This is a genomic window from Pseudarthrobacter sp. NPDC059871 (assembly GCF_042731175.1).
GTDB lineage: Bacteria > Actinomycetota > Actinomycetes > Actinomycetales > Micrococcaceae > Arthrobacter.
Genome location: NZ_JBHWJV010000010.1, coordinates 132,543 through 149,133 on the forward strand (window position 1 = coordinate 132,543; position 16,591 = coordinate 149,133).

Genomic DNA, 16,591 nt, shown 5'->3' on the forward strand with positions numbered 1-16,591 from the left:
CAATGACTGCCATTTCGACCACACAGTCGGGCGCACCGGTTACGTCCGATGCCCACTCGAAGTCAGTTGGTGCCGACGGCGCCATCATCCTGACTGACCACTACCTGGTGGAAAAGCTCGCCCAGTTCAACCGCGAGCGGGTTCCGGAGCGCGTAGTGCACGCCAAGGGCGGCGGCGCATTCGGTACGTTCAAGGCCACCGAGGACATCTCCAAGTACACGAAGGCCGCCTTCCTGCAGCCGGGCGCCGAGACCGAGATGCTGATCCGCTTCTCCTCCGTTGCCGGCGAGAGCGGCTCCCCCGACACCTGGCGTGACCCGCGCGGCTTCGCCGTGAAGTTCTACACCTCCGAGGGCAACTACGACCTCGTGGGCAACAACACCCCGGTGTTCTTCATCCGCGACGGCATCAAGTTCCCGGACTTCATCCACTCCCAGAAGCGCCTGCCGGGCACCCACCTGCGCGACGCCGACATGCAGTGGGACTTCTGGACCCTGTCCCCCGAGTCCGCCCACCAGGTCACCTGGCTGATGGGTGACCGCGGCCTGCCGGCTTCCTGGCGTGAAATGCAGGGCTACGGCTCGCACACCTACCAGTGGATCAACGCCGAGGGCGAGCGTTTCTGGGTCAAGTACCACTTCAAGTCCAACCAGGGCGTGAAGAGCATGACCTCCGACGAAGCCGAAGCCCTGGCCGGTTCCGACGCGGACTTCTACATTCGCGACCTGCACGAGAACATCGAAGCGGGCAACCTCCCCTCCTGGGACCTGCACGTCCAGGTCATGCCGTACGAGGATGCCAAGACCTACCGCTTCAACCCGTTCGACCTGACCAAGGTCTGGCCGCACGGTGACTACCCGCTGATCAAGGTGGGCACCATGGAGCTGAACCGGAACCCGGAGAACTACTTCGCGCAGATCGAGCAGGCCACCTTTGCGCCGTCGAACTTCGTGCCGGGCATCGCCGCGTCCCCGGACAAGATGCTGCAGGCCCGCATCTTCTCCTACGCTGACGCCCACCGCTACCGCGTTGGCACCAACCACGCCCAGATCCCGGTGAACCAGCCGAAGAACGAGGTCAACAACTACAGCCAGGACGGCCAGGGGCGGTTCCTGTTCAACGCGCCTTCCGTTCCGGTCTACGCCCCGAACACCTTCGGCGGCCCGGCTGCTGTTGAGCCGCAGAACGCGGCCGGCGGCTGGGAGAACGACGGCGAGCTGACCCTCGCTGCGCACTCCCTCCACGCTGAGGACGGCGACTTCGTCCAGGCCGGCGCGCTGTACCGCGAAGTCTACGACGAAGCCACGAAGGCCCGCTTCCTGGAAACCATCACCGGTGCCGTGGGCGGCGTAAAGCGCGCCGACATCAAGGAACGCGCCATCCAGTACTGGACCCACGTTGACGCCGAGCTCGGCGCCAAGCTGCGCGCCAACCTCGGCGCTGCCGGCCAGACGGAATCCGACGCCGAGGCAGCCAACAAGGTCTAGCCCGGTTACGGCCTCCGCGCCGCAACGCAGACACCCCGCCACGGATTTTTCCGGGCGGGGTGTTCTGCGTTTGTACACCTACCCGCCCGCACCTTCTGCGTTGTGCACATACGGCTGCCGGTCCACTGTTCCCCGGTGCCTGCCGGCCCTAGGCTCCGTACATGGACACTTTCGCAGGGATTCCGCCGGAGGCCTTCCGCTTCTACGAGGAACTCGAAGACAACAACAACCGTGAGTGGTGGCTGGAGCACAAGTCCACCTATGATTCCGCGGTCCGCGAGCCGCTGGAGCTTCTCCTGGCCGGGCTTGAGCCCGAATTCGGGCCAGCTAAACTGTTCCGGCCCTACCGGGACGTCCGGTTCGCACAGGATAAATCCCCGTACAAGACCGCCCAGGGCGCCTTCGCCACCCGGCAGGAAGGGGTTGGCTTCTACCTCCAGGTCAGCGCCGACGGGCTGCTGGTGGGCGGCGGCTACCACTCGCACACGCCTGCCCAGCTGGCCCGGTTCCGGGCTGCTGCAGATGCCTCCGCCAGCGGGTCCGGGCTGCAGGACATAGTGGATTCACTGGCCGGCGCGGGGTTCGCCATTGAGGGCGAGAAGCTTAAGACAGTCCCCCGGGGTTTCGGCAAGGACCACCCTCGGGCGGAGCTGCTCAAGCATAAGTCGCTGTCCGCGGGGGTCGAGCTGGGGCGGCCCGGGTGGGCATCCACGACGGCGGCCAGCGACGAAATTGCCCGCAGGTGGCGGGAGCTGCGTCCCCTGGTGGAGTGGGTGGGCCGGTACGCAGCCCCGTGACGCTTACTGCCCGGCGGCCGCCAGCCGGGTCTCGAGGTTGTTGAAGAACACCGTCAGCATCAGTTCGAACGCCTGGGTGGCGGCCTCGGGCTCGTTCATCACCACGAAGTCGAACTGCAGCCCGTAGAACGTGGACGTGAAAAGCCGGGCGTCGGTGTCCGCGAATTCTTCCTCGATGCCCTGCACCATCAGCCAGTCGCGCGTCTGGTGGTGCAGCATGCGGAAATGTTCCCGGGAGGTCCCGCGGGGTTCGGCCGCCACGATGTCCTGGGCTGCGGCCTCGAATTCCAGGCGGGTCAGGTGCCGGTTGCGCTGGGCCATGGTCCATTGCCAGGAATCGAGGAGGAAAGCACGCCAGGCTTCCCGGTCGATATCACGCACGTCGGTGCTGCGCAGCCGGTCCAGCCGGGACTCGATGGACACCACAATGTCGTTGATCAGCTGGTCCCTGCTGCCGAAGTGGTACACCAGCACGTAGGAACTCATGCCCAGGCCCTCGGCCAGGCTCCGGAACGTCAGCTGGGTGAGGGACTTGTCCATCAGGTAGTCCTGGATGGCGCCCAGCAGTTCAGCTTTGCGTTCGGGTCGTGTGGGGCGTGCCATGCATCCATCCTAAGAGCGGGCTCCATCCCGGAGCGGGACAGGCGAATGCCCGCCCGGACGGCAGCCGGGCGGGCATTGGCAGGAGCAGGTCAGGCGCGGGTCAGTTCGTCCTCGTCACCGGACTCGGACCCGGTGGCGCTGCCGTTGACTGCGGCGTTGGCGGCGCTGAAGCGTTCGTTCAGGCGCGAGTGCCGCTGGCCATAGGCGAAGTAGATTGCCAGGCCGATGGCCAGCCAAATAGCGAAGAAGATCCAGGTCTCCACGGCCAGGTTGGTCATCAGGTAGAGGCACAGCACGGCGGAGACCACCGGGAGGACCTTGCCGAACGGAACCCGGAAGGACGGCTTCAGGTCGGGGCGCTTGCGGCGCAGCACCAGGATTCCCAGGCTCACCACCACGAAGGCGGAGAGGGTGCCGATGTTGATCATTTCCTCGAGCAGGTCCACGTTGGTCAGGCCGGCCACCAGGGCAACTGCCGCGCCGCAGATGATCTGCAGCCGCACCGGGGTGGAGCGCTTGTCGCTGGTCTTGGACAGGGAGCGCGGCAGGAGGCCGTCGCGGCTCATGGCCAGGACCACGCGGGACAGCCCCATGAGGAGCACCATGATCACGGTGGTCAGGCCGATCAGCGATCCGAAGGCGATGACCTTGGCAGCGGAAGTATCACCCACGGCCTCGAAGGCGGTGGTGAGGGTGGGGTTCTCTGCTTCGGCCAGCTGCGTGTAGGACACCATGCCGGTCAGGGCCAGCGAGACGAGGATATAGAGGAGCGTCACCACGGCCAGGCCGCCGAAGATGCCGCGGGGAAGGGTCTTCTGCGGGTTCTTGACTTCCTCGGCGGAGGTGGCCACCACGTCGAAGCCGATGAAGGCGAAGAACACCAGCGCGGCGCCGGCGAAGATGCCGAGGGTGCCGTACTGCGCCGGTGCGGCTCCGGTCAGGAAGCCGAAGAAGGACTGCTTCAGGACGTCTGCGGCGCCGGTGCCGCCGGTGGGCTCAGCCGCGGGGACGAACGGGGCGTAGTTTTCGACCTTGACGTAGGTGAAGCCCACGACGATCACGAAGAGAACGACGCCGATCTTGATCAGGGTGAAGATGTTGCCCACCCGGGCGGAGAGCTTGGTTCCCAGCACCAGCAGCACGGTGAAGATGGCCACGATCAGGAAGGCGCCCCAGTACAGGTCCACGCCGCCGATGGTCAGCGCCGGCGGAACGTCGGCGCCCATCAGGGCGAACACCTTGCTGAGGTAGATGCCCCAGTATTTGGCGATCACTGCCGCGGCCGTGAAGAGCTCAAGGATCAGGTTCCAGCCGATGATCCAGGCGAGCAGCTCACCCATGGTGGCGTAGGTGAACACGTAGGCTGATCCGGCCACCGGAATGGCGGTGGCGAACTCGGCGTAGCACATGATGGCCAGCGCGCAGGTAACGGCGGCGATGGCGAAGGACACGGTCACGGCCGGGCCGGCAAAGTTGGCGGCGGCTTTGGCACCCACGGAGAAGATGCCGGCGCCGACGGCAACAGCGACGCCCATGATCATCAGGTCCCACGTGCTGAGGGAGCGCTTGAGCTTGCGTCCGGGTTCATCGGCGTCGGCAATCGACTGCTCGATGGGTTTGGTCCGGAGAAGGTTCATAGGGATCACAATCCTGATTTGTGAAGGAAACAGACCTATCAACCGTAGTGTCCATCCAGTGGACGGTCACAATCGTCCCGAATAGTGAGATGGCTAAAGTGCAGAACTTTGTTCTGCCAAAAGCACTTGGGACCCTCAAAGTGAGGGCCCCAAGCGCTTTTGAACCGAATCAATGGATTCGCCGGTTTCTGCTTAAGCCGGCCAGTCCATCAAGGTGGAGCGGATCAGGAAGCGCTTGCCTTCCGGCGCCTCCACGGAGAAGCCGCTGCCCCTTCCGGGTACCACATCCACGGTCAGGTGGGTGTGGCTCCAGTAGTTGAACTGCTCCCGGGACATCCAGAATTCGAGGGGCTGCGGCTCCAGCCCGCCGGACAGGTCGAACAGCCCCAGCAGGACATCCGCATCGCCCGTCTGGAATTCGCCCGCCGGGTAGCACATCGGCGAGGATCCGTCGCAGCAGCCGCCGGACTGGTGGAACATCAGCGGTCCGTGCTGAAGCCACAGCAGGCGCAGCAGGTCAGCAGCGTCCGGCGTGAGCGCCACCCGGGAGAAGTCCTCCCCGGGCAGCGTCACGGCGGCCTGCAGGCTGTCCGGGGACATCAGAACCTCAGGACCACGCGGCCGTCAATCTTTGCGTGCTTCATCTCATCGAAGACCGCGTTGACATCTGACAGTTCCCGGACTGAGACGGTGGGGTGAATCTTCCCCTGGGCGTAGAAGTCCAGGGCCTCCTCCAAATCCTGCCGGGTACCCACGATGGAGCCGCGGACCGTCAGGCCCTTGAGCACAATCTCGAAGATCGGCGCCGGGAAGTCGCCCGGCGGCAGCCCGTTGAACACAATGGTGCCGCCACGGCGGGCCATGCCGATGGCCTGCCCGAACGCTGAAGGGTGCACCGCAGTAACCAGCACCCCATGGCAACCTCCTGTCTCGCGCTGGATCACCTCCGCCGGGTCCTCGTGCAGGGCATTGACCGTCAGCTCCGCCCCGTGGGCCTTCGCCAGTGCGAGCTTGTCATCGGCGATGTCCACGGCGGCCACCCGAAGGCCCATGGCAACGGCGTACTGCACGGCAATATGGCCCAGCCCGCCGATCCCGGAGATGGTGACCCACTGTCCGGGCTGCGCCTCCGTCATCTTCAGGCCCTTGTAGACGGTGACGCCGGCGCAGAGCACCGGCGCCACCTCGACGGGGTCGGATCCCGCCGGTATGCGGGCGGCGTACCGGGTGTTGACGAGCATGTACTCGCCAAAGGACCCGTCCACGCTGTAGCCGCCGTTCTTTTGTGCCTCGCACAGGGTTTCCCAGCCGGTGCGGCAGTACTGGCAGTCACCGCAGGCGGACCACAGCCAGGCGTTGCCCACCATGTCGCCAACGGCGAGGTCGGTGACGCCTTCGCCGAGGGCCACCACTTCACCGACGCCTTCGTGGCCGGGCACGAACGGCGGCGTGGGCTTGACGGGCCAGTCGCCTTCCGCGGCATGGAGGTCGGTGTGGCAGACGCCGGTGGTGAGGACCTTCACCAGGGCCTCCCCCGGACCGGGGGTGGGGACGGGCAGTTCCTGGACCTGGAGGTCGGTACCGAAGGTGTTGACCACTGCTGCTTGCATTGTCGTCGTCATTGGCGATCCTTGCGTTGATGGAGGGGTGGATCCGGGCTTAGAAGAAGCCCAGCTTGTTCTCGTTGTAGCTGACCAGCAGGTTCTTGGTCTGCTGGTAGTGGTCCAGCATCATCGCGTGGTTCTCGCGGCCGATGCCTGAGGACTTGTAGCCGCCGAACGCGGCACCCGCCGGGTAGGCGTGGTAGTTGTTGACCCAGACGCGGCCGGCCTGGATTTCGCGGCCGGCGCGGTAGGCGATGTTGCCGTTGCGGGACCAGACGCCGGCGCCGAGTCCGTAGAGGGTGTCGTTGGCGATGCCCATGGCGTCGTTGTAATCGCTGAACTTCGTCACTGCCACCACGGGTCCGAAGATCTCCTCCTGGAAGATCCGCATCCGGTTGTGGCCTTCGAAGACGGTGGGCTGGACGTAGAAGCCGCCGGCCAGGTCTCCCGGCAGTTCGGCGCGGGCTCCGCCGGTGAGGATCTTTGCGCCCTCCTGCTTTCCGATGTCGATGTAGGAGAGGATCTTCTCGAGCTGGTCGTTCGAGGCCTGCGCGCCCACCTGGGTCTCGGTGTCCAGCGGGTTGCCCTGCACCATCTTCTCCACGCGGGCCACGGCATCGGCCATGAAGGAGTCATAGATGTCTTCCTGCACCAGGGCGCGGGACGGGCAGGTGCAGACTTCGCCCTGGTTGAACGCGAACAGGGCGAACCCTTCCTGGGCCTTGTCGTAGAAGGCGTCGTCGGCCTGGGCAACGTCGCCGAAGAAGATGTTCGGGCTCTTGCCGCCGAGCTCCAGGGTGACCGGGATCAGGTTCTGGCTGGCGTACTGGCTGATCAGGCGGCCGGTGGTGGTCTCTCCGGTAAAGGCGATCTTGCGGATCCGGGAGCTGGAGGCGAGGGGCTTGCCGGCCTCCACGCCGAAGCCGTTGACCACGTTGACCACGCCGGCGGGCAGCAGGTCGCCGATGAGCTCCATCAGGACCAGGATGGACGACGGCGTCTGCTCGGCGGGCTTGAGCACCACGGCATTGCCGGCGGCCAGTGCCGGGGCCAGCTTCCAGACGGCCATCAGGATGGGGAAGTTCCAGGGGATGATCTGGCCCACCACCCCCAGCGGCTCGTGGAAGTGGTACGCGGTGGTGTCGTCGTCGAGCTGTGACAGGGAGCCTTCCTGGGCCCGGACCGCGGAGGCGAAGTAGCGGAAGTGGTCGGCGGCGAGCGGGAGGTCGGCGTTGAGGGTTTCGCGGATGGGCTTGCCGTTGTCCCAGGATTCGGCGACAGCCAGCATTTCGAGGTTTTCATCGATGCGGTCCGCGATCCTGTTCAGGATGGCGGCGCGCTCGGCCACGGACGTCTTGCCCCAGGACGGTGCAACCTTGTGTGCGGCGTCCAGTGCGAGTTCGATGTCCTCTGCGGTGCCGCGGGCCACTTCGCAGAACGCCTTGCCCGTCACCGGGGTGATGTTTTCGAAGTACTGGCCCTTGACCGGGGCCACCCATTCGCCGCCGATCCAGTTCTCGTAACGGTCCTTGAAGGTGACCTTCGAGCCCTCGGTACCCGGCTGTGCGTAAACGGTCATTGCGTAGCTCCTTTGCTGTGCAGAAGGCTTTCCCGTACGGGATGAGCCGATGCAGCCAGCGTAGGAGCAGGGGGGTTGCAGCAAGGTTGCAACGTCAGTCCCCACCTGCCCCCTAACCTCGCAAGCTCGGTCAGGGAACCCTGCAGTCGTGGGCCCACACCGAGTAGGGAGCTAGGCGCCGAGTTCGGCTTCCAGCCGTTCCAGTTCGGCGACGACAGCGGCCCGCTTGGGTGAGCGCGGCGGCAGGAGGCGGAGTGCGGCACGGCGGATCCCGACGTCGTCCCTTGCCTCGGGGAGCGCGGCGTACCGGAGCAGCGAATCGGCACTGCCGTCCGTGAGGACAGCCTCGCGCAGGAGTGACGAGACCTTGTTCCGGAGGTCGACGATGCCCGGCGCCTCGGACCGCGGCAGCACCGCACCGCGGTAGATTTCCAGCGCAATGCGGTGTGCGCCGCGCTGCAGGCAGCTGAGCACCTGGCCGCTGTCCGGCACCAGGTCCAGCGGGAGCCGGTAGGGCCTGGATTCGGGCACGGCGCCGGGGTTGAGCTGCTGCAGGACCTTCCGCAGGCGCACCATTTCGGCCCGCAGGGTGATGCTGGAACCCTCCGCCGGGTAGAGCAGGACGCACAGTTCCTCGGCGCTCAGCCCATCCGGGTGCGTGCCCAGCAGGGCCAGGATCTCGCTGTGCCGGGCGGACAGCGCAACGGTCCTGCCGTCAATGCTCAGCAGTGCCTGATCGCGGCCCAGCAACTGGAGGCTGTTGCGGTACAGGCTCCCCTCGCGGGCACCAGCGCCCGGTGCGCGGGCCGCGGACGCCGTGGACCGGCGTCGTACCGGCGCGGCCGCCAGCTGCGCTGCGGCCTGGAGCCGTTCCACCCGCAGCTGCGCCTGGGCTGCCGCCACGGTGGCCTCCACCAGGGACAGGGTGTGCGGGGCCACGGCGGCCGCCGTTCCGGTGATGTCCACAACCCCCAGCAGCGCGCCGGAATCGGGGTCGTGGAAGGGGACGGCAGTGCAGCTCCAGGGATGGACGGCCCGCTGGTAGTGCTCGGCGCCGGCGATCTGGATCCCGCGGCCCAACGCCAGGGCAGTGCCCGGGGCGCTGGTGCCGACGGTAGCTTCGGACCAGTCGGCGCCGGCAACGAACATCATGCCTTCCGCGCGGCGCTGCAGCGACGGATCCCCGTCCACCCACAGCAGCCGGCCCACCTCGTCACCCACCGCCACCAGGAGTCCGGTGTCGTGGCTTGGCTGGACCAGGAGTTTGTTGATGACCGGCATGATGGTGGCCAGCGGATGCCGGCTCCGGTAGTCCTCAAGTTCATCGTGGTCCATGGCCAGCGGCGCGGCGGGGTTGTCCGGGTTGGCCTTGAACCCGGCGGAGCGCAGCCAGGACTCCCTGATCAGCGAGCGCAGGCCGGGTGTGTCGGGGGCGTCAGGAAACCGGCCGCCGTCGAGTTTCTCGTGGGCGGCGAGGGCACTGCGCTGCAGCGGCTCCGGCTGGGTGAGGTTCTTCATCGAACTCCTGTGCTGCTGCGCTGCTGTGATGTCTTAGGACACGGCGTCAGCACGCCGGCCAGGGGATGCTCGCCATTGTAGCGGGCACCGGCCCCCGGCGGGAGCGGGATCTCAGCCGCGGGAAATGCGGATCATGTCCTCGCGCGGAACCACCTTGATGCGCTCGCGGACCACGTGGTCCAGGCCTTCCGGTCCAGTCCAGGCGGCGCCGAGGCCAGCCTCGTGGGCATCGAGCCTGTTCCAGCCCTCCCACGTGGTGTACTCGATGCCGCGTTCCTCCAGCAATTCGATGATGGCCTGCGGATCAGGGTTGCTGGCTGCCGGCAGCGTGAGGCGGTCTTCCAGCAGGAAGCCGATGGTTTCCAGGGCGTCGCCCTTGGTGTGGCCGATAAGCCCCACCGGGCCGCGCTTGATCCAGCCGGTGGCGTAGATGCCCGGGACGGGGTTGCCTTCGGCGTCCAGCACCCGGCCTCCCTCGTTGGGGATGACGCCGCGTTTGGCGTCGTATTCCAGTTCATCCAGCGCCGAGCCGTGGTAACCGATGGCACGGTAGACGGCCTGCACCGGGTATTCCACGTACTCCCCCGTGCCCTTGGCGTTTCCGGTGCCGTCCAGTTGCATGCGCTCGAATTTGATGCCCGCCACCTTGCCACCGGCGGAGTCCCCGCCCTCCGGAAGTATTTCCACCGGGCTGTGCAGGAAGTGCAGGTGCAGCCTGCGGGAGGAGGGATTCTCCGATTCCGCGTGCTCCTCCACCAGCCAGTTGGTAAGCGTGTTCACCATGGTCTTGATCTGGTTGTTGCTGCGGATGGCCTCGTCCGACGCCTCGTCGAACTCGAAGTCCTCCGGGTACAGGACGATGTCCACATCATTCATGTGGCTGAGTTCGCGCAGTTCCAGCGGCGTAAACTTCACCTGGGCCGGGCCGCGGCGGCCAAAGACGTGTACGTCGGTAACAGGGGAGGCTTTCAGTCCCTGGTAAACGTTGTCCGGGATTTCCGTGGTGAGCAGTTCCTCCGGGTGCTTGACCAGCATGCGGGCCACGTCCAGGGCCACGTTGCCGTTGCCAATGACGGCGATTTCCTTGGCCTCCAGCGGCCAGTCACGCGGAACGTCCGGGTGGCCGTCGTACCAGGACACGAAGTCCGCGCCGCCGAAGGAGCCCTGCAGGGTGATGCCCGGGATGTCCAGGTCCGCATCCTTGATGGCGCCCGTGGAGAAGATCACCGCGTCATAGAAGGCGCGGAAATCGTGCAGGGTGAGGTCGCGGCCGTAGGTCACGTTGCCCAGGAAGCGGATGTCGCCGCGGTCCAGGACCTTGTGCAGGGCGTTGACGATGCCCTTGATGCGGGGGTGGTCCGGGGCCACGCCGTAGCGGATCAGGCCGTAGGGTGCGGGGTAGGCCTCGAACAGGTCGATGCTGACCTCGAAGTCGCCGTCCTTCACGCCGCTGGACTTGGTGAGGATGTCCGCAGCATAGACGCCCGCCGGTCCTGCGCCCACAATGGCGACGCGGAGGGGACGGGTGGAGCTGGTAGCGCTGGGAGTGGACACCGGGAGCCCTTCTGGCCTGATCACATGCATGATTCACGGGGTGCGCCTGGTTGGGTGGCGCAACAGCTTCCCATTCTAGGCCTCAGCCGCTTTCCGCCAGCGGTACAACGTCACCTTCGCGGTACAGCAAGGCACGGAGCTCAGCTTCGGCGGACTCGATCCGGTGGGGGTCGATGGTTTCACCGTCGTTGAAGTGGTCCACGACGCGCGGATCCACGTAGCTCTTGCGGGCAATCGACGGTGTGTTCCCCAGCACCTCGGCCGCATCCATCATGGCCCGGCTGACAGCCCGCTTCCGCTTGGCCACGGTAGGCTGCGTCCCGGTCCGGGCCAGGCTGGCCGCCGCGGCCAGGGTGCCGCGAAGTGTGCGGAAGTCCTTCGCCGTGAAATCGGAGCCGGTGCGTTCCTTGACGTAGGCGTTGATGTCCGCGCTGGTGACCGGCCGCCAGCTCCGGCCGTCCTTGTAGGCCAGCAGCCGGGCGTTGCCACCGCGCCGCTTGAGCAGCCTTACCAGGGCGGCGAGGTCGGCGTCGCGGATTTCCGATTCCCAGTCCTTCCCGCTTTTGGCCGGGAAGCTAAGCAGGATCCGGTCCTTGCGCACCTGGACGTGGGCGCACAGCAGGGTGGCCAGTCCGCGGCTGCCGTTCTCGTTGGTGTACCGCTCGGATCCCACCCGCAGGGATCCGCTGTCCAGCATCCGGAAGGCTCCGGCCAGCACGCGTTCGCGGGTGAACCCTTCGCTGCGCAGGTCCATGGTGACCCGGCGGCGGGCTACCGGCAGCGACTCGGCGAGCTGCAGCGAACGGTCGAACTTGAGCCGGTCCTTCCGCTCCCGCCATTGCGGGTGGTAGATGTACTGCCGGCGGCCCACAGCGTCCACGCCCGTGGCCTGGATGTGCCCGTTTTCGAACGGGGCTATCCACACGTCGGTCCACGCCGGCGGGATACCGATGCTTTCCAGCCGCTCCCGCACCGGCCCGGACGGCAGCGTTGATCCGTCAAGGTCCCGGTAGCTGAAGCCTTTTCCGGCGGCAATCCGGCGGTAGCCACGGCCCGAGGCATTGCTGCGCCGGAGCCTCATGGGGCCACGTCCGGCAGGTAGGCACAATCCATGAAAGCAAGCGTACTGACTAATTGCCGGATTTCGGACCCCGCTGCTTGGAATACCGGGCCCGTTGCTGATGTTATGGGTTCCGTGCCGAACCCCGATCCCTCCTCCCCCGCCTCTCCTCCCCCTGCGTCCGCCCACGCCCCGGCCCGTCCGGGCGCGGCGGCCGCCAGGGCGGCGGATGCCGCGGTCAAGGACAAGGACACGACGGCGGGAATCCTCTTCGGCATCGGAGCATACGGGCTGTGGGGGCTGCTCCCGCTGTACTTCTTCGTGCTCAAGCCCGCCGGCGCCGTCGAAATCGTGGCCAACCGCGTGGTGTGGTCCCTGCTGTTCTGCGCCCTGCTGGTCACCGTGACGCGGGCCTGGCCCGCCCTGATCGCCGCGCTCCGCAACCGGGCCGTCTTCGGTTCCCTGGCGCTGGCGGCCTTCCTGATCGCCGTCAACTGGCTCACGTACACGTACGGCGTGACCACCAACCAGGCGGTGGAAACGTCGCTGGGCTACTTCATTAACCCGCTGGTCTCCGTCCTGCTCGGTGTGTTCGTCCTCAAGGAGAAGCTGCGGCCTCTCCAGTGGGCCGCCGTCGCCATCGGTTTCATTGCGGTGGGGGTGCTGACCTACTCCTATGGCAAGCTGCCCTGGATTGCCCTGACGCTGGCGTTCAGTTTTGGCCTGTACGGCTTCGTGAAGAAGCGCGTGGGCCCCCGGGTGGATGCCGTGACCAGCCTGAGCGTGGAAACCGTGGTGCTGGCGCCGTTCGCGGCCGCCGCCATGGTGGTCCTCGGCGTTTCGGGTGCTGCCACCCTGACCACCCAGGGTGCCGGGCACTTCTGGCTGCTGCTGGCCTCCGGCGTGATCACCGCGGTTCCCCTGATCTTCTTCGGCGCTTCCGCGCGCCGGCTGCCGATGACCACCATCGGACTGCTGCAGTATTTCGCCCCGGTCCTGCAGTTCATCGTGGCGCTCGTGGTGTTTCGCGAAGCCATGACCACGGAACGCTGGATCGGCTTTGGCGTGGTGTGGGTGGCGCTGCTGCTGCTCACCGTGGACATGCTCCGGACCGCCCGGACGAACGCGCTGTCCAAACGGCGGACCCCGGTGCAGGCCGCCGGCTGAACGGCCAGGGTCAGCCGCCCAGCGCCTTCCTTATCGCGTCGTAGGGCGGGGTTGGCTTCCCGTTTTCGAACAGGTAGTCGTGGCCCTGCTGCAGGCTGCCGTCGTCGTCGATCAGCCAGTCATACCGGTTGTCCACGCCCCAGGTGGTGTAGGAGACGCAGGCGCTGGAGCGCAGGCAGGTGGCCAGGACGGTGGCGTACTGAGCGGCCTGGACGTCCGTGCCGTCGTCGTCAGCCACGTCGTTTTCAGAGATGCGGGCGTGCAGCCCGGCGTCCTGGACGTTCCGCAGTGTCTTGGTGAGCTCGCCGGCCGGGATGGCGTCGGTTTCGATGTTGTAGACGTGGGCCTGGAGGCCCACGCCGTAAATGTGCCCGCCCACCGCGTTCGTGTCCAGGGCGAGTTTGAGCAGTGCGTCCTGGCGGGGCCCCGGAATGTCCGCCCCGTTCTCGTTGATGTACTGCTTCACCTGCGGATCGGCCGCGTAGACGGCCTGCGATACGACGGCCGGGTAGGCCGGTCCGAAAACGCGATACCAGGTGTTCTGCTGCAGTCCCGTGCCCTGGTCGACGTCAAAGGGTTCATTGACCACGTCCAGCGAATCGAGCCGGCCCTTGAAATGCGTCACGACGGCGGTGACGTAGTCGAGCAGGGCCCGCGCACTGGCGCTGCGCTCCGCATCGGTGGCCGCGGGAAGGTCCTGCATCCAGCGGGGCATTGCCTCGGTGAAGGCGATGGTGTGGCCGTGCACGGCCATGCCCTTGCTTTCGGCGACTGCCAGGATCGCGTCCGCCTCCTCGAAGGTGTAGACGCCCTGCTGCGGGGAGAGGTTCTGCGCCTTCATGGCGTTCTCCGGAGTGATGGCGCCGAAATTCCCTACGAGCACCCGCCCGTAGTCGGCGTCCGAGGCCAGCGGGCCGAGTGCCACAGCGGCACCGATCCTGAAGTCCGGACGGATTCGTGCGGCCAGCGCCTGCAGGCCATCGGGCAGCTGGCTCGCCTGCTCGACGGCGGGGCCCGCGGTGCTGAGTGAGGCGCCGCCGGGTGCGGTGGCGGTGAGGGAGCTGACCTGGAATGAGCCGCCGTCGCTCGCGAGTCCCAGCCAGAGCTGCCCGGAGTCGAAAATTCCGCGCAGGGACTGGGACAGCACGGTGTCCCCTCCGCTGGACACCTCAAGCTTGTCCCCTGACCGGCGCACCGTAAGTTCGGCCCCGGGGTTTTGGAGCCGGACGCGCTCATCGTGTGCCGGCTGGGGATTGGTAACGGACTTCTGGCGTGAGCCGTCAAACACCGCGATGTCCAGGTCGTCGCCCCGCAGGGTGAGCCGCAGGCCGGAGGGTTCGATCCGGAATTCGTCGGCGATCACCGGAGGGCTGTCATAGACAGTCAGTGACGCGTCGGCCGTTACGTCGGTGAATGCTGCGCTGAGGGTGAAGTCGCCCGTGGCCACGAGGTGCGTTCCGGCCAGGTTGACCGGCGGGTTCGGCTGCCCTCCCCCGCCGTCCTGTTCCACGATGCTCCGTGACGTGGCCGCCACCCGCAACCCGCCGCCGTCGGCCGTCACCCCTGGCGTGTGCTGCCAGTCCTGCTGGAGCAGGTTGACCACCATGTCAGGCTCCGGATTGTCCGGCGTGCAGCCGGCAAGGGCGAGCAGGATGCCGGACGCCAGCACGATCACTGCGCGCGGGCGCCAGGCCATCCTGTTTCCTCCCATATGGTGACCTCAATCCTGGACCGGGCTCAGGGCTTGGTCCAGCGGACGTCGTCGAAATACGCCTGCAGTCCTGAGTTGGCCTGGACGATGACCTGCAGGCTTGCCTTAGCCACCGCGGTGGTGCTTGGCGAGTAGGTCAGGTCCACGTTGGTCACTCCGGCGGCCGCCACGCCGAGTTTGTACTGCCCGGAGATCCATTGGCCGGCCGCGTTGTACTCGTCGATGTAGAAGCCCACTTCACCGCTGGTGCGGGCGGCGACATTCAGGTACCCGGCAATGTTGTAGGACCCTGCCGTCACCGCCACTTGGGGTGAGAACAGGTGCTTGTTCGCCGTCGTTGACGTCAGTTTGACGGAGTTGACCGGGTTGGCGGGGCTCCCGTGGTTGGCTGCGTCGGCCAGGATGGTGGGTGCGGAGTCGGTGCTCCAGCCCGAGCCGATGCCGGCGTCGAAGGTGCCGTTGGCCACCAGGTTGGTGGACGCTGGCGGCGGCGGGGTGGTCCCTGCGGTGAGTGCGAGCAGCTGCACGTTGTCCAGGTAGGCCGTGATGCCGGTGCCTGTCACCCACACCTGGAGGCTCGCCTTGGCCACATTGGTGGAGCTGGGCGTGTAGGTGAAGTTCATGGCTTCCACCCATCTGGTGTTCTCGCGTTTGCGGAACTGTCCGGAGATCCACTGCCCGGCCGCGTTGTATTCGTCCACGTAGAAGCCCACTTCGCCGGTGGTGATGGCGGCGACGTTCAGGTAGGACTTGAACAGGTAGTTCGTGGTCGGTGACACCGCCACGGCTGGCGAGAACAGGTGCCCCGTGGCCGTCCCGGAAACCATCTTGATGGACCGGGCTGCGTCCGGGAAGCTGCCGTTGGTCGCGGAGTCGGCCGTGATGGCGGCAGGTGCATCGGTGCGCCATCCGTCGGCGATCCCGGTGTTGAACGTCGGGTTGGGCATCAGGTTCGGTGAACCGGTCACGAGGCCCTTGCTGACGTTGACATTGCGGATCTGCCCGGCCGTCACCTTGGTCTTCACATAGGCGGCGAGCTGGTCCAGTTCCGCGGTGCCGTACTGGTAGTCATCGGGCACCTGGCTCGGGTTGGGCCGGATGTCATGGAACGTAAAGACCACCCATTGCTTGTTGGCAATGGCCGCGTCCACCTGGGCCTTCAGCGCCGCCACCGGTGTGGTCACTTCCTGCACCGGGACGTTGCGGAGCAGGTAGTCACCCAAAGGCCAGATGTTGTTGCCCGTGTCAGCGAAGCCGCGCATGGAGCTGTAGTACTTGGCTATGCGTGCAATGGTGGGCATGTCGTAGTCGCCGTAGGGCGGCGCAAAGGCCGTGGCGTTGATGCCCTGGGCGGCCAGTGCCGACTTGCTGTTGGCCAGCTGGGCCTCCACCTGGGCTGCGGTCAGCTTGTTCGCCTGGCAGTCATCGCCAACGCTGACGAGGCACTGGTGGTTGACGGTGTGCGATCCGATTTCCCAACCGTACGTGTTCTGCAGTTGCAGGATCTGGCTCCACGTCATGTAGGGCACGTCGGTGTTGGCGCGGCAGGTGTTGGGTACCGTCGTCATGCCCACGCAGCCGGTGATGACGTAGTTCGTGCCTGTCAGCCCGTACTTCTGGAGGGTCGGCGCGGCCTGCGTCAGTGCGCTTTGGGCACCGTCATCGAAAGTGAAGGACACCAGGGGGCCTGGTGCGGGGTTGTCCACGGCCGCGTTGGCCGCCCCGGGCGTCAGCAGCGCAGCGGCCATGGCCACCACCGCCACCACGGTGCTCATGAGCTTGACGCGCCAGGGCGCCAGGCTGGATCTGGTTCCGGTCATGTGCTGTTCCGTTCTTTTTGGGGCCGGCGGCGCCGGGTTACACCGCCGAAGTCT

The 16,591-nt window shown here is 66.5% G+C and carries 13 protein-coding genes; 3 read left to right on the plus strand and 10 right to left on the minus strand.

The genetic code is table 11. The features are described 5' to 3' along the window. The first annotated feature begins 2 nt into the window (after positions 1 to 2). Positions 3 to 1,487 carry a catalase gene (locus ACFV4R_RS14635; protein ID WP_377203111.1) on the plus strand — a complete coding sequence of 495 codons (1,485 nt, stop codon included), beginning with the start codon at positions 3 to 5 and terminating at the stop codon, positions 1,485 to 1,487. Positions 1,488 to 1,648: 161 nt separating this feature from the next. Continuing rightward, complete coding sequence (locus ACFV4R_RS14640) at positions 1,649 to 2,284, plus strand: DUF2461 domain-containing protein (RefSeq protein WP_377203112.1); 636 nt, start codon at positions 1,649 to 1,651, stop codon at positions 2,282 to 2,284. 3 nt (positions 2,285 to 2,287) lie between these two features. Here ACFV4R_RS14640 and ACFV4R_RS14645 read toward each other — a convergent pair whose 3' ends face one another. The 8 genes from ACFV4R_RS14645 to ACFV4R_RS14680 all read right to left on the minus strand — a co-directional run bounded on the left by ACFV4R_RS14645 (position 2,288) and on the right by ACFV4R_RS14680 (position 11,860). Beyond that, on the minus strand, positions 2,288 to 2,887 hold the full coding sequence (locus ACFV4R_RS14645) for a TetR/AcrR family transcriptional regulator (RefSeq protein ID WP_377203113.1): 600 nt from the start codon (positions 2,885 to 2,887) through the stop codon (positions 2,288 to 2,290). Between the two features lie 89 nt (positions 2,888 to 2,976). Further along, complete coding sequence (locus ACFV4R_RS14650; protein WP_377203114.1) at positions 2,977 to 4,524, minus strand: amino acid permease; 1,548 nt, start codon at positions 4,522 to 4,524, stop codon at positions 2,977 to 2,979. A 192-nt stretch (positions 4,525 to 4,716) separates the two neighbouring features. Continuing rightward, the gene (locus tag ACFV4R_RS14655; protein WP_377203115.1) at positions 4,717 to 5,124 is read right to left on the minus strand and encodes a DUF779 domain-containing protein; all 408 of its coding nucleotides are present in this window, start codon (positions 5,122 to 5,124) and stop codon (positions 4,717 to 4,719) included. Then, positions 5,124 to 6,146 carry an alcohol dehydrogenase AdhP gene (gene adhP / locus ACFV4R_RS14660; protein WP_377203116.1) on the minus strand — a complete coding sequence of 341 codons (1,023 nt, stop codon included), beginning with the start codon at positions 6,144 to 6,146 and terminating at the stop codon, positions 5,124 to 5,126. Before adhP ends, ACFV4R_RS14655 begins: the two co-directional genes overlap by 1 nt. A gap of 37 nt (positions 6,147 to 6,183) precedes the next feature. Next, complete coding sequence (locus tag ACFV4R_RS14665; protein ID WP_377203117.1) at positions 6,184 to 7,707, minus strand: aldehyde dehydrogenase family protein; 1,524 nt, start codon at positions 7,705 to 7,707, stop codon at positions 6,184 to 6,186. 171 nt (positions 7,708 to 7,878) lie between these two features. After that, positions 7,879 to 9,225, minus strand: a complete 1,347-nt coding sequence (locus tag ACFV4R_RS14670) for a GAF domain-containing protein (protein ID WP_377203118.1) — start codon at positions 9,223 to 9,225, stop codon at positions 7,879 to 7,881. Between the two features lie 111 nt (positions 9,226 to 9,336). Continuing rightward, positions 9,337 to 10,809, minus strand: coding sequence for an FAD-dependent oxidoreductase (locus ACFV4R_RS14675; RefSeq protein ID WP_377203119.1), 1,473 nt, complete (start codon positions 10,807 to 10,809; stop codon positions 9,337 to 9,339). A 52-nt stretch (positions 10,810 to 10,861) separates the two neighbouring features. Beyond that, the gene (locus ACFV4R_RS14680) at positions 10,862 to 11,860 is read right to left on the minus strand and encodes a DNA topoisomerase IB (RefSeq protein ID WP_377203120.1); all 999 of its coding nucleotides are present in this window, start codon (positions 11,858 to 11,860) and stop codon (positions 10,862 to 10,864) included. Positions 11,861 to 11,965: 105 nt separating this feature from the next. On the opposite strand from ACFV4R_RS14680, the gene rarD reads away from it, so the two are divergent. Further along, positions 11,966 to 13,006: an EamA family transporter RarD gene (gene rarD, locus ACFV4R_RS14685; protein ID WP_377203121.1), complete on the plus strand. Its 1,041-nt coding sequence runs from the start codon at positions 11,966 to 11,968 to the stop codon at positions 13,004 to 13,006. Positions 13,007 to 13,016: 10 nt separating this feature from the next. On the opposite strand, the gene ACFV4R_RS14690 is transcribed toward rarD, so the two are convergent. Further along, the gene (locus ACFV4R_RS14690) at positions 13,017 to 14,702 is read right to left on the minus strand and encodes an endo-1,4-beta-xylanase (RefSeq protein WP_377203122.1); all 1,686 of its coding nucleotides are present in this window, start codon (positions 14,700 to 14,702) and stop codon (positions 13,017 to 13,019) included. Between the two features lie 41 nt (positions 14,703 to 14,743). Continuing rightward, a complete protein-coding gene (locus ACFV4R_RS14695) occupies positions 14,744 to 16,537 on the minus strand; it encodes a polysaccharide deacetylase family protein (RefSeq protein ID WP_377203123.1) in 1,794 nt (597 codons plus the stop codon). Between the last annotated feature and the right edge of the window lie 54 nt (positions 16,538 to 16,591).